Origin of the sequence: Methanopyrus sp. KOL6 (assembly GCF_002201915.1) — an archaeon.
Taxonomy (GTDB): Archaea; JAADCQ01; Methanopyri; order Methanopyrales; family Methanopyraceae; genus Methanopyrus.
On record NZ_CP019470.1, the window covers coordinates 166,082 to 181,213 of the forward strand.

Genomic DNA, 15,132 nt, shown 5'->3' on the forward strand with positions numbered 1-15,132 from the left:
CTTTCTTCCCCCGACCGAATTGTTATAAGAACTTGAACGATTCGCGCTATGGCTTATCCCCAAAAGAAACGCCGTATTTCCCTGGCCTTCCGTTCTCCTATCCCTTTGACGCGTTTCAGCTCAGATAGACTAGCGTTCACGACGTCACCTATGGATCCGAACTCGTCCAACAGTCTCCGAGCCAGCTCCGGTCCAACTCCTGGGACACACGACAACATCTCAACCCGGAGATCCTCGGTCGATCTACGCTTCCGTGGTCTCGGCCTTTGTCGCTCTTCGAACCTTCTAGCCATCCGATAGAGCAGCTCCGCGGTTTCCTCCGGTCCCGAAGACTGAAGCACGGAGATTCCGAAATCGACGGCGAGCGTCGCCAGCGCTCCATCAACGGACTCCGGCTCGATCTCCTTCCTCGGGTTCCCCTCCACGATAATTACGGCACGGTCAAACTCTCGGGCCATCTCTTGAGCCTGATCCATTAACCTACCGTCCAGGAGAGACCGGGCGAAATCGGATTCAGACTTGCGCTCTACTCCGACGCCCTCACCTACAATGTAGTCAGCTAGCTCTAACGTGTCTCTCTCGAGGGTCACGGGCTTTCTCCTGAGGTGTTCCACAACCTTGGTGTTGATCTCACGCGAATCCACTACGATGACGGGAGCCCTGCTCGGTGGACGTACTTCATCTCGTTCATGTTTGCTACGACCACCGTCCACGAATTGATCGAGCGTCCTCGCCCTCGAACGCAACTTTTCTGGGTTTTTGCTCGCAGCAGCCATCTTCCTTTTCCTCCTCCGCAACCATTCCCGCACGCGCATCACTGCCTCCAACATCTTCTTCTCACGACGCCTTGCTACGTGAAAGTAGATCTCGTCCAAAGTAGGGAAAGAACCTCTAGCGACGAGAACGTGAGCGTTACCCACGGCACCATCCCTCGCAGTACGTCCGATCCGCTGGATCGTCCTTATCTCCGAGGGAACCGGCTCGTACAGCACCACCTCCTCGCAGGTCGGAAGGTCCAGTCCCTCCTCCCCTACGCTCGTCGACACGAGAACGCGACATTCTCTCCGTCTGATCGATTCTATGGCATCCAGCTGCTCGCGCTCCTTCATGTGTTCCTTGCCGAGCAACACCACGATTGACATTCCGCTCTCCTTGAGGTAATCTGCGATCAGCTTGGCTGTATCCACGTACTGTGTGAATACCAGCGCGGACTCGACGTCTTCCACTAACTCCTCAACTTCGGGCAGTTTCGGGTGATCCGGTTCGTCTCGGAGTGACGCCGATTTGCACTCCCGTACGGCGCGCTGGAAGTTCGGATCTCCGAGTATCCTCCGTAGCGAGGGACCGCCGCTAGATCGTTTGCGTTCCGTGAGGCGCTCGACGTACCGTAGGAAAGGTCCGATTCCTTGGGTTTCCAGGATCTCCCTCGCCCTGGCTATCCGAAGGGCTTCCGCTACGACTCCAAGAGCCCGTGAGCACCAACTGGCGCGCTCTCGGCGCTTCGCCATCTGCTCCCTGATCTCCTCCCTGAGCGATAGCAGCTTCCCAACCCACGCGTTACGCGAGGATCGTAGGAATCCCATGTCCTCTAGCAACTCCAACCTGCGCTCGAAAGCTCGCTGCAGCTCCCGTCTAGCGTTGTCGAACCATTCCGGTAGTTCGACGTCAACCCACTCAACTTTCACTCTTCCTAAATACTTTTTAACATCTGGATCCTTCTCTGTTTTAACTATAATACGTTCTATCCCAAGGTTTTGCACTACTTCTTTTATACGCTTCACATCCGATCCTGGTGACGCTGTAAGGCCAACTTTCAGGCAATTAAACTCCTTTGATACATACACGTATGGGTAACCTCCGACCGCTCTATGCGCCTCATCAAATACTACTATGGACGCCTCATCAGGGTTAATTCTACCTTCTATAATGTCATTACGGATTACATGCGGTGTTGCAACAATTACGTCGGACTTCTTCCACTCGACTTTCCTTCGTTCAGGTCGCACCTTACCCGTGAGTGCTTTCACGTCCAATCCTCGTGTGACTCGCTCTATGAATCGGGCGTGTTGATTCACTAGCGGCACGGTGGGGGCCAAAAACACGGCCCGGCCTTCGTCCACGAGTTCCGAGAGTACCATTACACCGATCGCGGTCTTACCAAGGCCAGTGGGTATCACCACCAGGGTGTTGTCCCTTGAATCGAGAATCTCAGCCGCAACCGACACCTGGTACTCACGATACTCCAGGACGTCCCAGTTCACCCGTCTCCATTCAGGCATTCTCGGATCACCTCCTCGGCCCGACGCCGGAACTCCCGGACTGCCTTTTCCGGATCCTCCACGGAAGATACTATCTCACGGCGCAGTTCACTGAGCTTGCGCCCTAGTTCCTGGGTAGCCGCGCCTGTCTCGGAGAGACGACGCATCAGCTCTCCCATGACCCGACGTGTGCGCACGTCGACTTCATTCACGGAGGAGGCATCGGTGCGCCGACGTCTCTTTTTAGGCTTCTCGACGCGTAGACCCGACTCGACGAACTCGAGAACTTCATCGGAAACCCGAGAGTCGTCTAAAACCAAGGTCGCACGCTCCCACCACCGATCCGGCTTGGGTGGTTCGAACTTCTCATAGATTCTACGAACGACTTCCTCCGGAATAGGTTCGCCTCGCTCGCGGTTCCTACGTAGGCATGTGTCTAGGTCGACACGAAGGTATACTATTCCCCATGGAACCCTCCTCTCCATAGCCAGGAGAGCCAACTCACGCCGCATGCTGGAATAGTAATTGGTATCGTCCGCTACCACCAGGTCCAGCTCGGCGTCCAGGCACGTTTCAACGGACTTCAAAAAGAGTTTCCGGGCCACCTGCTCTAGCTTCGGGTCGAACTCGTCCCATAGGAATCCGCGTAGAGCGTCCGCCTCCACATGTGCCACTCGCCAGCCTTCCTGCCGGAGTTCCCGAGCTAGCCCCTGTGCGAAACACGTTTTACCTGAGCCGGGCGGGCCGGTGAGTATCAGCAGTCGCAACCGCTGTGACTCCCCCAGGGGGTCTGATGATGGGCATCTCGGAGAAACTCGGGCTTTCGAAGGGTCAGCGGTACGTCTTCTTCGGCGGTAAAGGAGGAGTAGGAAAAACAACCTGTGCCGCGGCCACTGCCGTGTGGTTATCCGAGGAGGAAGGTAAGGAAGTACTAGTAGTCTCAACAGATCCGGCGCACTCGCTCTCGGATATTTTCGATCAGGACATCGGTTCGGAACCTACCCAGATTGAGGGTGTAGAGGGACTCAAGGCGATCGAAATCGATCCGGAGAAAGCCGCGGAAGAGTATGTAGAGGTAATGAAGCGAGTGTACGAGATGTCGAAGGATAAAGGAATGGAGGATATGTTCGGAGGCGAAGATCTGCTCAAAGAGCAAGAGGAACTGCTAAAATCATCGCCGGGTATCGACGAGGCGGCGGCGTTCCAGAAGTTCATGGAACTGATGAAGTATGACTCGTACGACGTGATCGTGTTCGATACCGCCCCCACGGGTCACACTCTGAGGTTCCTCTCGTTACCCGAGACGTTGGAACGCCAGGTGAAGACGATGATCAAAGTTAGGCGGACCCTGCGTCAAGTCAGCAAGATGCTGAAGGCGTTGATACCGTTCGCCGACTCGGATGAGGACGAGGAAGACGAGATCCTGGAAAACCTAGAGAAAATGAAGAAGGAGGTAGAGGAAATACGAGAGACGTTAAGCGACGCATCGCTGACGGCCTTCCGGCTGGTGATGACACCTGAAGAGATGGCAATTTACGAGGCACACCGTGCCCTACGTACGCTTAACCATTACGAGATTCCCGTCGATATGGTCATCGTGAACAAGGTAATGCCGAAACGGGCGGACGAGTGCGAGTTCTGTCGCACTCGTCGTAAGATGGAAGAGAAGCGTCTCGAGCTGGTGGAGAAGTACTTCGGAGACAAGGAAATACTTAAGATTCCGATGTTCGCGGAAGAGGTGCGCGGTCTGGAGAAGATCCGTCAAGTCGCTGAGATACTGTACGGTGAGCCGGCCTGAGGGTCAGTGCCTTGGTCAGGAGGCCGAAAAGGTTCCCAAAGCGCCGGTACGAACTCCACGCCCACACTTACTTGACCGACGGTGAGCTACTGCCTGCCGAGTTCCTACGGCGTGCGGAAGAGCTGGAGCACGAAGCGCTAGTGTTCACGGAGCACGTCGATCCGTCCAACCTCGAGGACACCGTGTCCAGACTCGCCGAGGCTTGCGACGCGCTCCGAGGTTACTACCGAACAGAACCCGTACCCGGAGCCGAGTTGACCCATGTACCGCCGGACTTGATTCCGGAACTCGCGGAGGAGGCCCGAGATAACGGTGCCAGAGTGGTCCTCGTGCACGGGGAGACACCCGCGGAGCCCGTCAAGCCAGGGACCAACGAGGCAGCCGCCGGTTGTGACGCCGTCGATGTGTTAGCCCACCCAGGACTTATCGATCCAGAAACCGCTAGAATGGCGTCAGAGAATGGTGTTGCACTCGAGATTACAACTAAACACGGACACTGCCTTGCTAACGGATGGGTGGTCCGAGTTGCTTTAGAAACGGATGCAGAGTTAGTGTTGAACACGGATGCACACCTCCCGGAAGACCTCCTGAAGCCCGAGGAAGCCGCCACGGTGGCCATGGGAGCGGGATTTCCAGAAAGAATGTTGAAATGGGTGCTCGAAAAGGTGCCGAGAAAGATCCTGAAAAAGCGCTAGCCCTTGACCACACCGATCGGCCTTAGTCTCACGACGGGATCTGAAATTCCAGCCTCAGCGACCGCCCGCACCACCTCATCGACGTCCTTATACGCCGGAGGAGCCTCCTCCGCGACCACCGGCATACTCGCGGCCTTCACTAGGATCCCTTGACGCTCGAGCTCCCTGGCCACGTCTTCACCCCAGAACTTCCGCTTCGCTGCGGCCCTGCTCATGGTACGTCCCGCTCCGTGACAGGTGCTGCCCCAGGTCTCTTTCATCGCCTTCTCAGTGCCGATCAGGATGTACGAGCCAGTCCCCATGTCTCCCGGGATGAGCACCGGCTGCGGCAGCCCCTCGAACGGTACGGGCTCTCCGTGCTTCTTCAGGGCCTCCTCCGAGAAGGCTCGGGTGGCACCCTTCCTGTGCACCACGAGCCACCGCTCCTCGCCGTTGACCGGGTGCTTCTCTATCTTGGCCATGTTGTGGGCGATGTCGTAGATCACCTCGATACCCATGTCATCGGCGTCGCCGTAGTCATCCCCGAACACCTCCACGAATGACTCTCTGGTCCAGTGCGAGATCATTTGACGGTTCGCGAACGCGTAGTTAGCCGCGGCGTTCATTGCGTTGAAGTACCTCTTGGCTTCGTCGGTACCCATCGCGGCGCACGCTAGCTGACGGTCCGGGATCCTCACACCGAACCTTCGCTCTACGTCACGCATGGACCGCTCCATGATCCTGAGATGGTCGGAGCAGACCTGATGACCGAATCCTCGGGAACCCGTGTGAACCATAATGGTAACTTGTCCTTCCTCGCGGATTCCTATCTTCTCGGCCGCTTCCTCGTTGTAAATCTCGTCAACGACCTGCACCTCGAGGAAGTGGTTACCCGAACCTAGCGTGCCCAGCTGCGGTCGACCTCGCTCGATCGCACGCTTGCTGGCAACATCGTCCCTGGGCCCGTACTCATCCCAACCGATGGTCTCGTAAGCGTGGGTCATGTTACCACGGGATTCGATATGGTCGAGATCCTCCTCGAACCCGTACCCTTCTTCCACGGCCCACTCGGCACCGTATAGCATGACCTGTCGGAGCTCCTGCGCCGACAGACGGACGCGACGATGCCGCGATCCCAGGCCGGCAGGTACGTTGCGGAAGATGGTTTCTAAGAGTTCCCTCAGTTTAGGTCGAACATCGTCTTCGGTTAAGTCAGTTTTCATCACTCTTACACCGCAATTGATATCGTAACCTACGCCACCGGGGCTTACAACCCCCTCCTCAACGTCGAATGCCGCAACTCCACCTATCGGGAACCCGTATCCGTAGTGGGCATCTGGAAGTGCTATTGAGTATCCGTAAATGCCAGGTAGGCAAGCCACGTTTGCAACCTGGTCGAATACGCCTTTCTCCATTTCGTCGATGAGCTTCTCCGTCGCGTAGAGGCGACCTGGAACCTTCATACATCCCTTATAGTCTTCAGGCAGTTCCCACACGACGTTGTTACGAATATGCTTTAGCATCGACTTCGGGGCCACGGTGCTTCCCCCTTTATGGCGTTACGATTCGACTTACAGACTCAGCTTCCGCCCCCTCCCTTAAGTATCGAACGGCCGTTTTCAACGCTTCGACTAAGTGCTCAACCTCCACCCCCGGCACACCGTGCGCGAGTAGGAGCACACGCTCGGTTTCATCGGTCACCGCCGTCCTACGGGCATCGCGGTAAGGAGACACGGATACGGGTCCATCCTCGTCTGCGACTACGACGAAACGGTCGTCCAATTCTATCCGCTCTCCGGCGATATCCACCATGACTTCCTCACTCTCCGCGGGCCTGATGACCAAATCCCCCGTTAGCTTATCGGCGTCGAAACAGCTGATCGGCACACGGTACTCGGCGGAGGCAAGGTTGTAGGAGTCGACCACCGCGTTAATCCTCGGGAAGTTACCTCGCAGAGCGCGCCGTAGCAGTGCCTCTCCGGCAGGCCTAACCTTGGTAGGGTCTACGTCGATCGACCATAAGTAATCCCGGTACGCGCGAACTATCGGATCGTCCTTTAAACCGTTCAAGTCGAACTGTTCTCGTAGCCTCGCCGTAACTCGGTCTACGAGCTCTGAAGCGTCGGCCCCGGGATCGACACCCTCGACTCTGACGTACGCGTAGCGTAGTCCCCTATCGTTGACTTCCGGATCCACTTCGACCCGCATTTTTCGAACCCCGCTTCTCCATCATTATCAGAACGCGCTTGCCGGCCGATTGAAATCGGACGAGTTTCCAGCTCATATCCCTCATGATACCGACCACGGTGTCCGGAGATACCCAAGCGTTGTTACCGGTGAGAACGTGGATCAGTCTCGTGGCCACGCGGGCAGCTCGGCTCGTAGGATCGGGCAACACTACGGTCATCTTACACCCACGGACCGCTACCCTGTCTACTTCCTTCAGAGCCTTAATCACATCGAGATGCTGGAGTATTTCGGAAAGGACGATGCCATCGAAACATGCGTCCGGGAAAGGTAAATTATGAGCGTCAGCCCGAACGAACTTAACGTTGGGTAACCGATTTCGAGACTTTGAGATTTCTACCATTTTCCTGTTGATGTCCACACCCACGGCGCAGTCACACACGGCGGCGAGCTTACGCGTCAAGTAACCGGTCGCGCAACCGACGTCAAGGACTCGACAACATCCTTTAAGATCTCGCAGGATCTCATTGACAAGGCGTTTCGGCAGCGAGAGGGGGGAACGCTCGTATACTCGGGAAAGTAGCCCGTAGAACACCCTCTGCCGTGTTCCTTCTACAGCAGCACGTATCTCTTACACCCCCTTGTGCGGCGCGGGGTGAACGGCCGTGATCAAAAGAATACTCCCGTGCACTGTGCTAGCCACAATGATCTGTACCGTGGTGGGGCTCCAACCAGCCCACTCAGAGAAAGCCCCCGTACCGAAACCGCCGAAGCTGGAGAAGGAGGAGAAAAAGGAGAAGGAAGAAGAAAAAGAAAGGAAAGAGTCGACCTTGAAACCGGGCAAGTACAGGGTCGCGAAAGCGGACATTAGGAAAGGAGTCGTATACTTAAAACCCCTGTACAAGCCCAAGCCGACTATCCCAGTGAAAGTCCCTCAACAAGTTATCCGACAGCTACGCCCCGGCACCGTCGTCGAAGTTCACCAGCGAGGTAATAGTACTGTGATCAGAACCGCAAGTAGGACTGCGGAAGGCTCCACGGTGACAACCCATACAAGACCCTCGGCCTCTTCGAGTGGGACTCTTCAAACTAGGTCAACATCGTCATCAACACCATCGACACCGTCACGCTCGGCAGGTGCGGGAACATATTGGGTCACCACAGTGAAAGCGAGGGAGAAAACTGTACCGTCAGAGGGCGGAAAAACGGCGGGATCGTCCAAATCGGAGGAAAGTAAGGGTAAAAAGGAAAAGAAGGAGAAGGAGCGGGGCAGCAAGGAGAAGATGAAGGTGAAAGGGCCGAAGAGTTCCGGATCGTCCGATCTAGAACTACAGCGTGAAGCGCGCAGCGAAAACTCGTCAGGATGGGCGCCCTACCTAGTGGCTATCGCCCTGGTAGGAGCGGCCACCGGCGGCATGTGGCTCGTTAAGCAGCGGAGGTCGATGACGTGGGAGTGGGAGTAAGGACCGCGAACATTTTGATCTCCAAGCACTGATTTTTCGTACGGGGATTACGCATGTTTGGAGGGACAGGGTTTGGATGGGTAGAGTATGGCGGCGAGAGATACAATCATGATGTTTACGTGACAACCGAAGGGAAGGTTCACCGGCGCGAGAAAGGACTCTCAAGGAGCAAATTCGGTACTAGCCACAACCTGGCGGCCGACGAGTTGAGACGACTCCTAGAGTTGTGCGACGAGGAACCGGAGATAATCGTGGTGGGGACGGGTCAGAGCGGTGTTCTGTCCGTCACGGAGGAGGCTCGAGAGTTCTGCGAGGAGCGAGGGATAGAGCTCGTGGAAGCTCCGACTCCGGAGGCAATAGAGAGGTACAACGAACTCAAAAATGAGAACAAAAAAGTAGCGGCCGTGATTCACACGACGTGCTAGGAGGGTCCGAACTCCACCTCGATGTATTCTTTAGTGCGTTCGTCCTGAGGATCGGTGAACAGCTTTTCGGTATCGTTCGCCTCGACCAGCTCGCCATGTAGGAAGAACGCGGTGTAGTCACCAATCCGATACGCCTGGGGGAGCAAGTGCGTGACGAATACTATAGTCACTTCTCTCTTGAGATCCATGACTGTCTCCTCGATTTTCCTCGTCGCAATCGGATCGAGGTCGGAGGTAGGCTCGTCCATCAGCAATACCTCGGGACGCATCGCTAGAGCTCTCGCGATACAGAGTCTCTGCTGTTGACCACCGGACAGTGCTGAAGCCGGGTCATCGAGTCTGTCTTCCACTTGGTCGAGTAGCGCGGCCTTCTCTAGTGCCTCGTACACTCGGTCTTCGATCTCATCTTCATCCATACCCATTAGCCGGAGTCCGTAGGCGACGTTGTCGTAGATGGACATCCAGGGGAACGGGTTGGGGTGCTGGAATACCGTCCCAACACGGCGCCGGTGAGCGATGATATCGGCTTCATCCTCGTACTCCAGGACGTTCTCGCCGTCAAAGATCACCTCTCCTTCCGTACGCGCGTACGGGATTTCTTTGATCATTAAATTAAGGCAACGAAGGAACGTGGACTTACCGCAACCGGATGGTCCTATTATGGTAGTAATCTCCTTTTCTGGAATGTTCAAAGTGATGCCCTTTAGTGCCTCCTTATCGCCGTAGTACACGCGTAGATCACGTACCTCGAACGCCGTCATTGGCTCAACCCCGCCGACCGATCTTCCTTTCGAACTTATCCCTCATGTAGATCGCCAAAAAGTTCAGTCCGAGCGTCACCGCGACTAGAACGGTCGCCGCGGCGAACGCCGTGGCGCGTGCTCCAGGCTCCATTAAGTACTCCTTGGCGATCAGATAAATGCGGAACGCTAACGCGTCGGTAGGCTGAAGAACGTGAACGAACGGGTTAGTGCTGATCAATCCTATCATAACCGCTGTCAGGATAATCGGTGCGGCCTCCTCCGCCGCTCGACACATCGATAGTGTGATTCCGGCCGTGATTCCCGGCTTCGCCATCGGTAGCAGCACGTCCCTGACAACGTGGAACCAAGAGGCACCCATGCCTCGTGCCGCCTCGACGTACTCCCGCGGTACTGACCTGAAGGCCTCCTCCGTTGTCCTCACTATCACTGGGAGGTTCATGACTGCCAACGTTAACGCTCCCGCGAGGACCGAGTATCCCATCCTCATGTAAACCACGAAGAGCATCGCACCGAACAGTCCGTAGACGATAGAGGGGACTCCAGCGAGGGTGTCGATCGCGAACCGGACCGCGCGGGTGAAGGCCGTATCGCCCGCGAACTCCGCGAGGTAGAGCGCCGTCGGAACTCCGATCAGTGCCGCGAAAACCGTCGAGTAGAACATCAGCGCTAGGGTTCCCGACAGGGCTGGGTACAACGAGCTGTGGACTGGGTCCCCGATGTTGATGGGGCCGAACAGGATGTTCCAGCTGAGTGCCCCTACACCGTTGGCGAAGATGTAACCTGTTATCCCCACCAGAGCGGCCGCAGCTATCGCACCGGCCATCACCATCAATCCGGTCATCAGTTTACTCATGGTCACCGGATTTAGCCGAGCGCGATGCGATTTGAGCTTCCTGACACGGACACGACCAGTACGCCTCCGGTAATGGTACGCCAGAACGATCACGCCGGTTACCATCAGCATCAGCACGAGACCTCCGAAATACAGCGCGTAATATCCGGGCGAGCCCACCGGCAGTACGGTAGCCTGAAGCAGGATATGAGCCGAAAGCGGTCGACATGGATCCAGCGGTGAGGTAGGTATCATCAAGGCGGCACCGGCGACCAACGCTACGGCGACGGTCTCACCCATCGCTCTCAAAGTGCCCAGCATGCCTCCGGCTGTGATACCGGACCTAGCCGCGGGCCACAGTACCGTCCTCACCACCTGCCATCGAGTCGCCCCCACCCCCAACGCGGCCTCCACGTACTCTCGCGGGACCGCCCTCATCGCTTCCATCATCACACTTGTCATGTAAGGGAGGATCATGACAGCAACTATGATGCCAGCTACGAGTACCGAGTAACCCGTTGGAGCTCCGAGATACTCCCTGGCAAACGGGACGAGGGTTAAGATACCGAACAGACCGTACACGACCGAAGGCACACCGGCCAGCATGTCGATCGCGGGTCGTAAGGTTCGTCTGACAACCTTTGGGGCAAACTCAGCCAGATAGGTCGCGCAAAGCAGTGAAATCGGGAAGGCTATCACCACGGCTATTAGCGTCACGTATAGTGTCGAGATTATCATCGGGAGCAATCCTAACCGCGGAGGACAACTGTCAGGCCTCCAGACGGTACCGAATAGTATGTCGATCACGGAGTCATATTGTAGGGCTTTGACGCCGTTCATCGTGAGGAACAAGTAGATTCCGATCACCGCGGCGATCGAGATGGCGGCCGACGCGGTGACTGACTTAATTAGGTTCTCAGACTCCTGAGCTTGCTTCGCGGCGATTTCCCGCATCACTGGTCCCCCAATGAGATTCGATAAAGATCTGTAGGAGGGGGTCGGAGAGGTAGCCACCCAACCCCGTTACTTAACTAGCGGTTTGATCTCTATGTATGGCTTCTTGGAGAACAATGGTGCGTCCTCGGGCACCGGGACGTACCCAACCTTCTCCGCGAACTCCTTGTTGATGTCCGGCTTCCTGATCCACTTGATCAGGGCGATTACGGTCTTCGAGGCGTTGTCCCTGTCAATTATCAAGTACTCGGCTCTGACCATCGGGTACTTCTTCGTAATAATCGTCTGCGTGTTAGCCTCGATACCGTTGACTTTCAGCGGCTTCACCTCACCCGGTATTTTGCCACCCTTCTTGGCCTTAACGACGTAAGCGTAGTCCACGTAACCTATAGCGTACGGAGTCTTCTCTACTTTCTCCAGGACCTCCGAGTTAGACCCACAGAGAATCGCATCCTTAACGTAATCCTGGATGTTTAGATACTTGTCGAACGTAGCCCGCGTACCTGAACCCTTCGCACGGCCGATTACAACGATCTTCTTATGTGGCAAACCTGGCTTCACTTGATCCCAGTACTTGATCTTGCCCGTATAGATGTCCTTAAGCGTCTTCGGGTCAATGTCATCTAGCTGGCCTAGTGTCTTCCCATTCACAATCGGAACAATCGCTGATAGAACTACAGGACACATCACAGGGTCACTCAACTGCTGGACTTCTTCAGGCTTTAGTGGTCTTGACGCCATAGCTATATCGAACGTCCCTTCGATGAGACCCTTAATACCTGCAGAGGATCCGCCGTCGGAAACCATTAACTGCACAGGTTCGTCAGGTAGCCCTTGAACACCTACTTGTTCACCGAGCTGCTTCCAAGTCATTCGGTGTTCTTCACCGACATAAGCAGCGATCTTCATCATAAATGGCATCAAACTCGTCGATCCTCCTATCCTTAGTTGTGTTTTCACCGCACCCGCTGTAGAGTAGTAGTAAGCCGCGCCTCCTACGATGACTGCGATCGCGACCGCAGCCGCGATTAAGTACTTCTTCAAGGTCCCACCCCCTGTTGAACCATAAGAGATAGCATTATAAAGTTGACGGAACCTGATCGGAAGTTCCTAAAATGTGAAGGGGGGTTTGCTCTGCGGCAGTGCCGGATCTGTGGTATACCCGAGACGGTCGATGGGGTAAAACTGGACGAAAGCGGCGTGTGCAGAGCCTGTCGACGACAGATCCGGCATATACCCAGTAGGAGGGAGCTCCGAGAAGAAGTTCGAAAGGCCCTCGAAAATTCGGAGAAGGTCCTGGTGGCGGTTTCAGGTGGTCTGGATAGCCTCGCTGCGTTGGGGTTAGCCTTGAGAATTTGCGACGAAGTAGTAGCGCTGACTGTGGATACCGGCGCGCTCCACCCGGAAGCCTGGCGGAGGATAATCTTGGCTAGGAGGAGGTCCGATATAAGGTGGGAGATCATCGGCGACCAAGAGCCGTTCCTGAAGTTATTCGAAGAGAGACTGACTCGGGCCGAGTCACCGTGTGGACCATGCTCACGTATGATCACACGGAGATACGAACGGAGGGCTAGGGAGCTCGGTGTGGACGCTATAGTAACTGGACATGAGTTACCACACGGGACGTCACCTGTGGTTCCTAAAGACCCACCTGTGATTAGAGCTATGTGTGGAATGACGGAAAACAAGCGCCAAGATATTGTCGAAGAGGAGTTCGGACTGACTGTTGATAAAATATCGGGTTATACTTCAAACTGCGTCGTACTACCGTTTGCCTTGAAGCTATTCTACATGAAATATGGATACAGCTTCGAAGCACCTCGGTTAGCAGCAATGGTACGATATGGATACATTTCTAGGGAAGATATAGAACAAATTATGACACCTCCGACGTTATCTGACCTCAAAAAGCTGTTAAGGGAGTGTGAGGAATGGGTTCCAGAAATCTTAAAACAAATGTTACAGAAGGCTATCAACAAGATATCGAATTCGGATCTTGGACGCGAAAATGGGGGTTAAAGTCGTTCTCAAAACTTTTGGAGCTTTTGAGGGAAAAAGTCAGTGGTAAAAAAATTTGCGTTCTAATTTCAGGTGGAATGGACAGTGCTGTTGCAACGAAGGTTTTACAGCTGTCTGGTGCTGATGTAAGAGGACTTCATATAACACATAGGTGGGTGTGGTTCACGCCAAAGATTGAAATTAAACGAATATCTAAAATGCTCGGGATTAAGGTAGATATTGTTGATATAACTGATGAGTTAAAGCGTAAGCTTCGAGGTGCTAAGGGTAGATCTGTGTGTAAGATATGTAAGAAGATCATGTTAGAGGTAGCTGTTAGTAGGGCTAGCGTTGTGGCAACGGGAGAGTGTGGTGTGGACACCATAGCGGGTGCAATTCTGGATGTATCAAGGCGAACCGGAATCGAACCGGAGTTCGTCCAGTTGCCTAAGAGGTACTTCGACGGGGACGATCGTATCATCGTGCGGCCACTGATCCGTATCCACGAGAGCGACGTGAATAGGCTCGCCACGCTTCTAGGTGTGAGAGTACGGCGGGTCGGGGAGACCGGGGATCTCCGTAGGGGACGCCGTGAAGGGTGTCCGCTTCAACACCTGGACCCGTGGGTGGACGTTACCGATGAGCTGATGGACGAAGTCCGGGACGTCAACGTGGAGGCGTTAACCGTGGCCAGGAGATTAGGGCGTCGGGTATCCGTAAAGTGGCCGTCTTTCAGGATCATATTGGAGGGAAGTCCTGAAGAGCGACGTCACGTCGCGGAGTGCGTCTGGTACAGCTGGGTCCGAGCTGGGAGACCCCGTCGGTACAAGTAGAACCCCACCGTGGCTATCAACGTCACGGCGATTATCAGCGCCGCCACCGATCCCCAGCCCGAGACCACAGGTTCCGGTCTTTCACGTTCCATGACTCTGGCCGAGCCTGAAGGATGCTCGCGGGTCTTCTCACGTACTTTCTCGGCGGATTTCTCGGCGGAAGAGCCGGTAGTCCCAGTCCCGCCCACACTCGACGCTTCCCCTTTGGCTCCGGGTAAGGTTTTATCGGACTTCCGTTCGGTGATCACCGATGCTGTTCCGCGACCATATCCGCCCGCACCGGTGTTCGAAGCGCCTCCCCTCGCGACAGTCCGTTCTGGTGATGCCCGGGTCGTTGTAGACCTCGAGGTGGAGTACGCTGACGCTGGACGTTCCTTAACCGTGGCAGCCGCGCCATCGTGGAGATGCTCAGATCGTGTCACGGTTCTTCCGGAAGACTGTCTACGTTCCGTCGGCGTAGCAAGCGGTGTAGCACTCACCACCACTCCGTCTACGACTTTTAACTTGACCCTCTGTCCGATCATGTCGGAAAGACGTACACGCACGTTGGAATCGACTTTGAGTCGGAGTACTTCATCATCGCACCGCACGATGACAGTATCGTCTTGGATCCCCAAAATCACGCCCTCGATGACGAACGTCTCGTGCGGTATCTCCGGAGGTGACGGTACCGGTGAGGCGACTGTAGCCAAGGTTAGGGCGAGGGTTAACCCGATCGGCAACCGGACCCGCCCCTCATCGAGCGGCACCACCTCTCGGCTCGTCGTAGTATCATCTTGGTGGTAGGGCCGGATACAGACTCATGTTGGAGTACTTCTCGGGCCCGATAAGCGGAGGGCGGTCGTGACGCCAAGATTACTATCGAGTGAAAGATCCGCGGGTGCTCCCTCACTGCGTCGATGAGTATTGACCTCCAAAATTTTTCTCTACCTAGGGAAAACCAGTC

At 55.5% G+C, this 15,132-nt stretch carries 15 protein-coding genes; 6 read left to right on the forward strand and 9 right to left on the reverse strand.

What is annotated here, in order from left to right:
- Positions 1–53 precede the first annotated feature (53 nt).
- Entirely contained in the window at positions 54–2,279 is a 2,226-nt protein-coding gene (locus tag BW919_RS00975) for a DEAD/DEAH box helicase (protein WP_088334930.1), read from the reverse strand.
- Entirely contained in the window at positions 2,258–3,025 is a 768-nt protein-coding gene (pstK, locus tag BW919_RS00980) for an L-seryl-tRNA(Sec) kinase (RefSeq protein ID WP_157665824.1), read from the reverse strand. Before pstK ends, BW919_RS00975 begins: the two co-directional genes overlap by 22 nt.
- Positions 3,026–3,051: 26 nt before the next feature.
- Between pstK and BW919_RS00985 the strand changes: the two genes are divergently transcribed.
- Together BW919_RS00985 and BW919_RS00990 are read left to right on the forward strand one after the other, a co-directional pair.
- A complete protein-coding gene (locus BW919_RS00985) occupies positions 3,052–4,056 on the forward strand; it encodes a TRC40/GET3/ArsA family transport-energizing ATPase (protein ID WP_232452893.1) in 1,005 nt (334 codons plus the stop codon).
- Between the two features lie 11 nt (positions 4,057–4,067).
- On the forward strand, positions 4,068–4,751 hold the full coding sequence (locus tag BW919_RS00990) for a histidinol phosphate phosphatase domain-containing protein (protein ID WP_088334934.1): 684 nt from the start codon (positions 4,068–4,070) through the stop codon (positions 4,749–4,751).
- Here BW919_RS00990 and BW919_RS00995 read toward each other — a convergent pair.
- Genes BW919_RS00995 through BW919_RS01005 form a run of 3 tightly spaced genes read right to left on the reverse strand, consistent with a single transcriptional unit; the run spans position 4,748 to position 7,512 of the window.
- Positions 4,748–6,253, reverse strand: a complete 1,506-nt coding sequence (locus BW919_RS00995; RefSeq protein WP_088336450.1) for an RtcB family protein — start codon at positions 6,251–6,253, stop codon at positions 4,748–4,750. The genes BW919_RS00990 and BW919_RS00995 overlap by 4 nt on opposite strands.
- 28 nt (positions 6,254–6,281) lie before the next feature.
- Complete coding sequence (locus BW919_RS01000) at positions 6,282–6,938, reverse strand: B3/4 domain-containing protein (protein WP_088334936.1); 657 nt, start codon at positions 6,936–6,938, stop codon at positions 6,282–6,284.
- Positions 6,904–7,512 carry a class I SAM-dependent methyltransferase gene (locus tag BW919_RS01005; protein WP_157665826.1) on the reverse strand — a complete coding sequence of 203 codons (609 nt, stop codon included), beginning with the start codon at positions 7,510–7,512 and terminating at the stop codon, positions 6,904–6,906. Before BW919_RS01005 ends, BW919_RS01000 begins: the two co-directional genes overlap by 35 nt.
- A 70-nt stretch (positions 7,513–7,582) precedes the next feature.
- Between BW919_RS01005 and BW919_RS01010 the strand changes: the two genes are divergently transcribed.
- Positions 7,583–8,380, forward strand: coding sequence for a hypothetical protein (locus BW919_RS01010; RefSeq protein ID WP_088334940.1), 798 nt, complete (start codon positions 7,583–7,585; stop codon positions 8,378–8,380).
- 53 nt (positions 8,381–8,433) lie between these two features.
- Complete coding sequence (locus BW919_RS01015) at positions 8,434–8,805, forward strand: Mth938-like domain-containing protein (RefSeq protein WP_088334942.1); 372 nt, start codon at positions 8,434–8,436, stop codon at positions 8,803–8,805.
- Here the strand turns inward: BW919_RS01015 and BW919_RS01020 are convergent.
- The 3 genes from BW919_RS01020 to BW919_RS01030 all read right to left on the reverse strand — a co-directional run bounded on the left by BW919_RS01020 (position 8,802) and on the right by BW919_RS01030 (position 12,399).
- Positions 8,802–9,566 (reverse strand): phosphate ABC transporter ATP-binding protein, encoded by a 765-nt coding sequence (locus BW919_RS01020; RefSeq protein WP_088334944.1) that lies wholly within the window; start codon positions 9,564–9,566, stop codon positions 8,802–8,804. The genes BW919_RS01015 and BW919_RS01020 overlap by 4 nt on opposite strands.
- A 4-nt stretch (positions 9,567–9,570) precedes the next feature.
- A complete protein-coding gene (gene pstA, locus BW919_RS01025) occupies positions 9,571–11,355 on the reverse strand; it encodes a phosphate ABC transporter permease PstA (protein ID WP_088334946.1) in 1,785 nt (594 codons plus the stop codon).
- 69 nt (positions 11,356–11,424) lie between these two features.
- Entirely contained in the window at positions 11,425–12,399 is a 975-nt protein-coding gene (locus tag BW919_RS01030) for a phosphate ABC transporter substrate-binding protein (protein WP_157665828.1), read from the reverse strand.
- A 42-nt stretch (positions 12,400–12,441) separates the two neighbouring features.
- Between BW919_RS01030 and BW919_RS01035 the strand changes: the two genes are divergently transcribed.
- On the forward strand, positions 12,442–13,374 hold the full coding sequence (locus BW919_RS01035) for a phosphoadenosine phosphosulfate reductase family protein (protein ID WP_157665829.1): 933 nt from the start codon (positions 12,442–12,444) through the stop codon (positions 13,372–13,374).
- On the forward strand, positions 13,287–14,186 hold the full coding sequence (locus tag BW919_RS01040; protein ID WP_257789225.1) for a hypothetical protein: 900 nt from the start codon (positions 13,287–13,289) through the stop codon (positions 14,184–14,186). Before BW919_RS01035 ends, BW919_RS01040 begins: the two co-directional genes overlap by 88 nt.
- Here BW919_RS01040 and BW919_RS07815 read toward each other — a convergent pair.
- Positions 14,123–14,908, reverse strand: a complete 786-nt coding sequence (locus BW919_RS07815; protein ID WP_157665832.1) for a hypothetical protein — start codon at positions 14,906–14,908, stop codon at positions 14,123–14,125. The genes BW919_RS01040 and BW919_RS07815 overlap by 64 nt on opposite strands.
- Positions 14,909–15,132: the final 224 nt, after the last annotated feature.

Excerpts from the sequence above, each read along its gene's own strand:
- BW919_RS00975 (WP_088334930.1), bottom strand. The coding sequence starts at position 2,279 with ATGCCTGAATGGAGACGGGTGAACTGGGACGTCCTGGAGTATCGTGAG.
- BW919_RS00985 (WP_232452893.1), top strand. The coding sequence starts at position 3,052 with ATGATGGGCATCTCGGAGAAACTCGGGCTTTCGAAGGGTCAGCGGTAC.
- BW919_RS00995 (WP_088336450.1), bottom strand. The coding sequence starts at position 6,253 with ATGCTAAAGCATATTCGTAACAACGTCGTGTGGGAACTGCCTGAAGAC.
- BW919_RS01000 (WP_088334936.1), bottom strand. The coding sequence starts at position 6,938 with ATGCGGGTCGAAGTGGATCCGGAAGTCAACGATAGGGGACTACGCTAC.
- BW919_RS01015 (WP_088334942.1), top strand. The coding sequence starts at position 8,434 with ATGTTTGGAGGGACAGGGTTTGGATGGGTAGAGTATGGCGGCGAGAGA.
- BW919_RS01020 (WP_088334944.1), bottom strand. The coding sequence starts at position 9,566 with ATGACGGCGTTCGAGGTACGTGATCTACGCGTGTACTACGGCGATAAG.
- pstA (WP_088334946.1), bottom strand. The coding sequence starts at position 11,355 with ATGCGGGAAATCGCCGCGAAGCAAGCTCAGGAGTCTGAGAACCTAATT.
- BW919_RS01040 (WP_257789225.1), top strand. The coding sequence starts at position 13,287 with ATGGGTTCCAGAAATCTTAAAACAAATGTTACAGAAGGCTATCAACAA.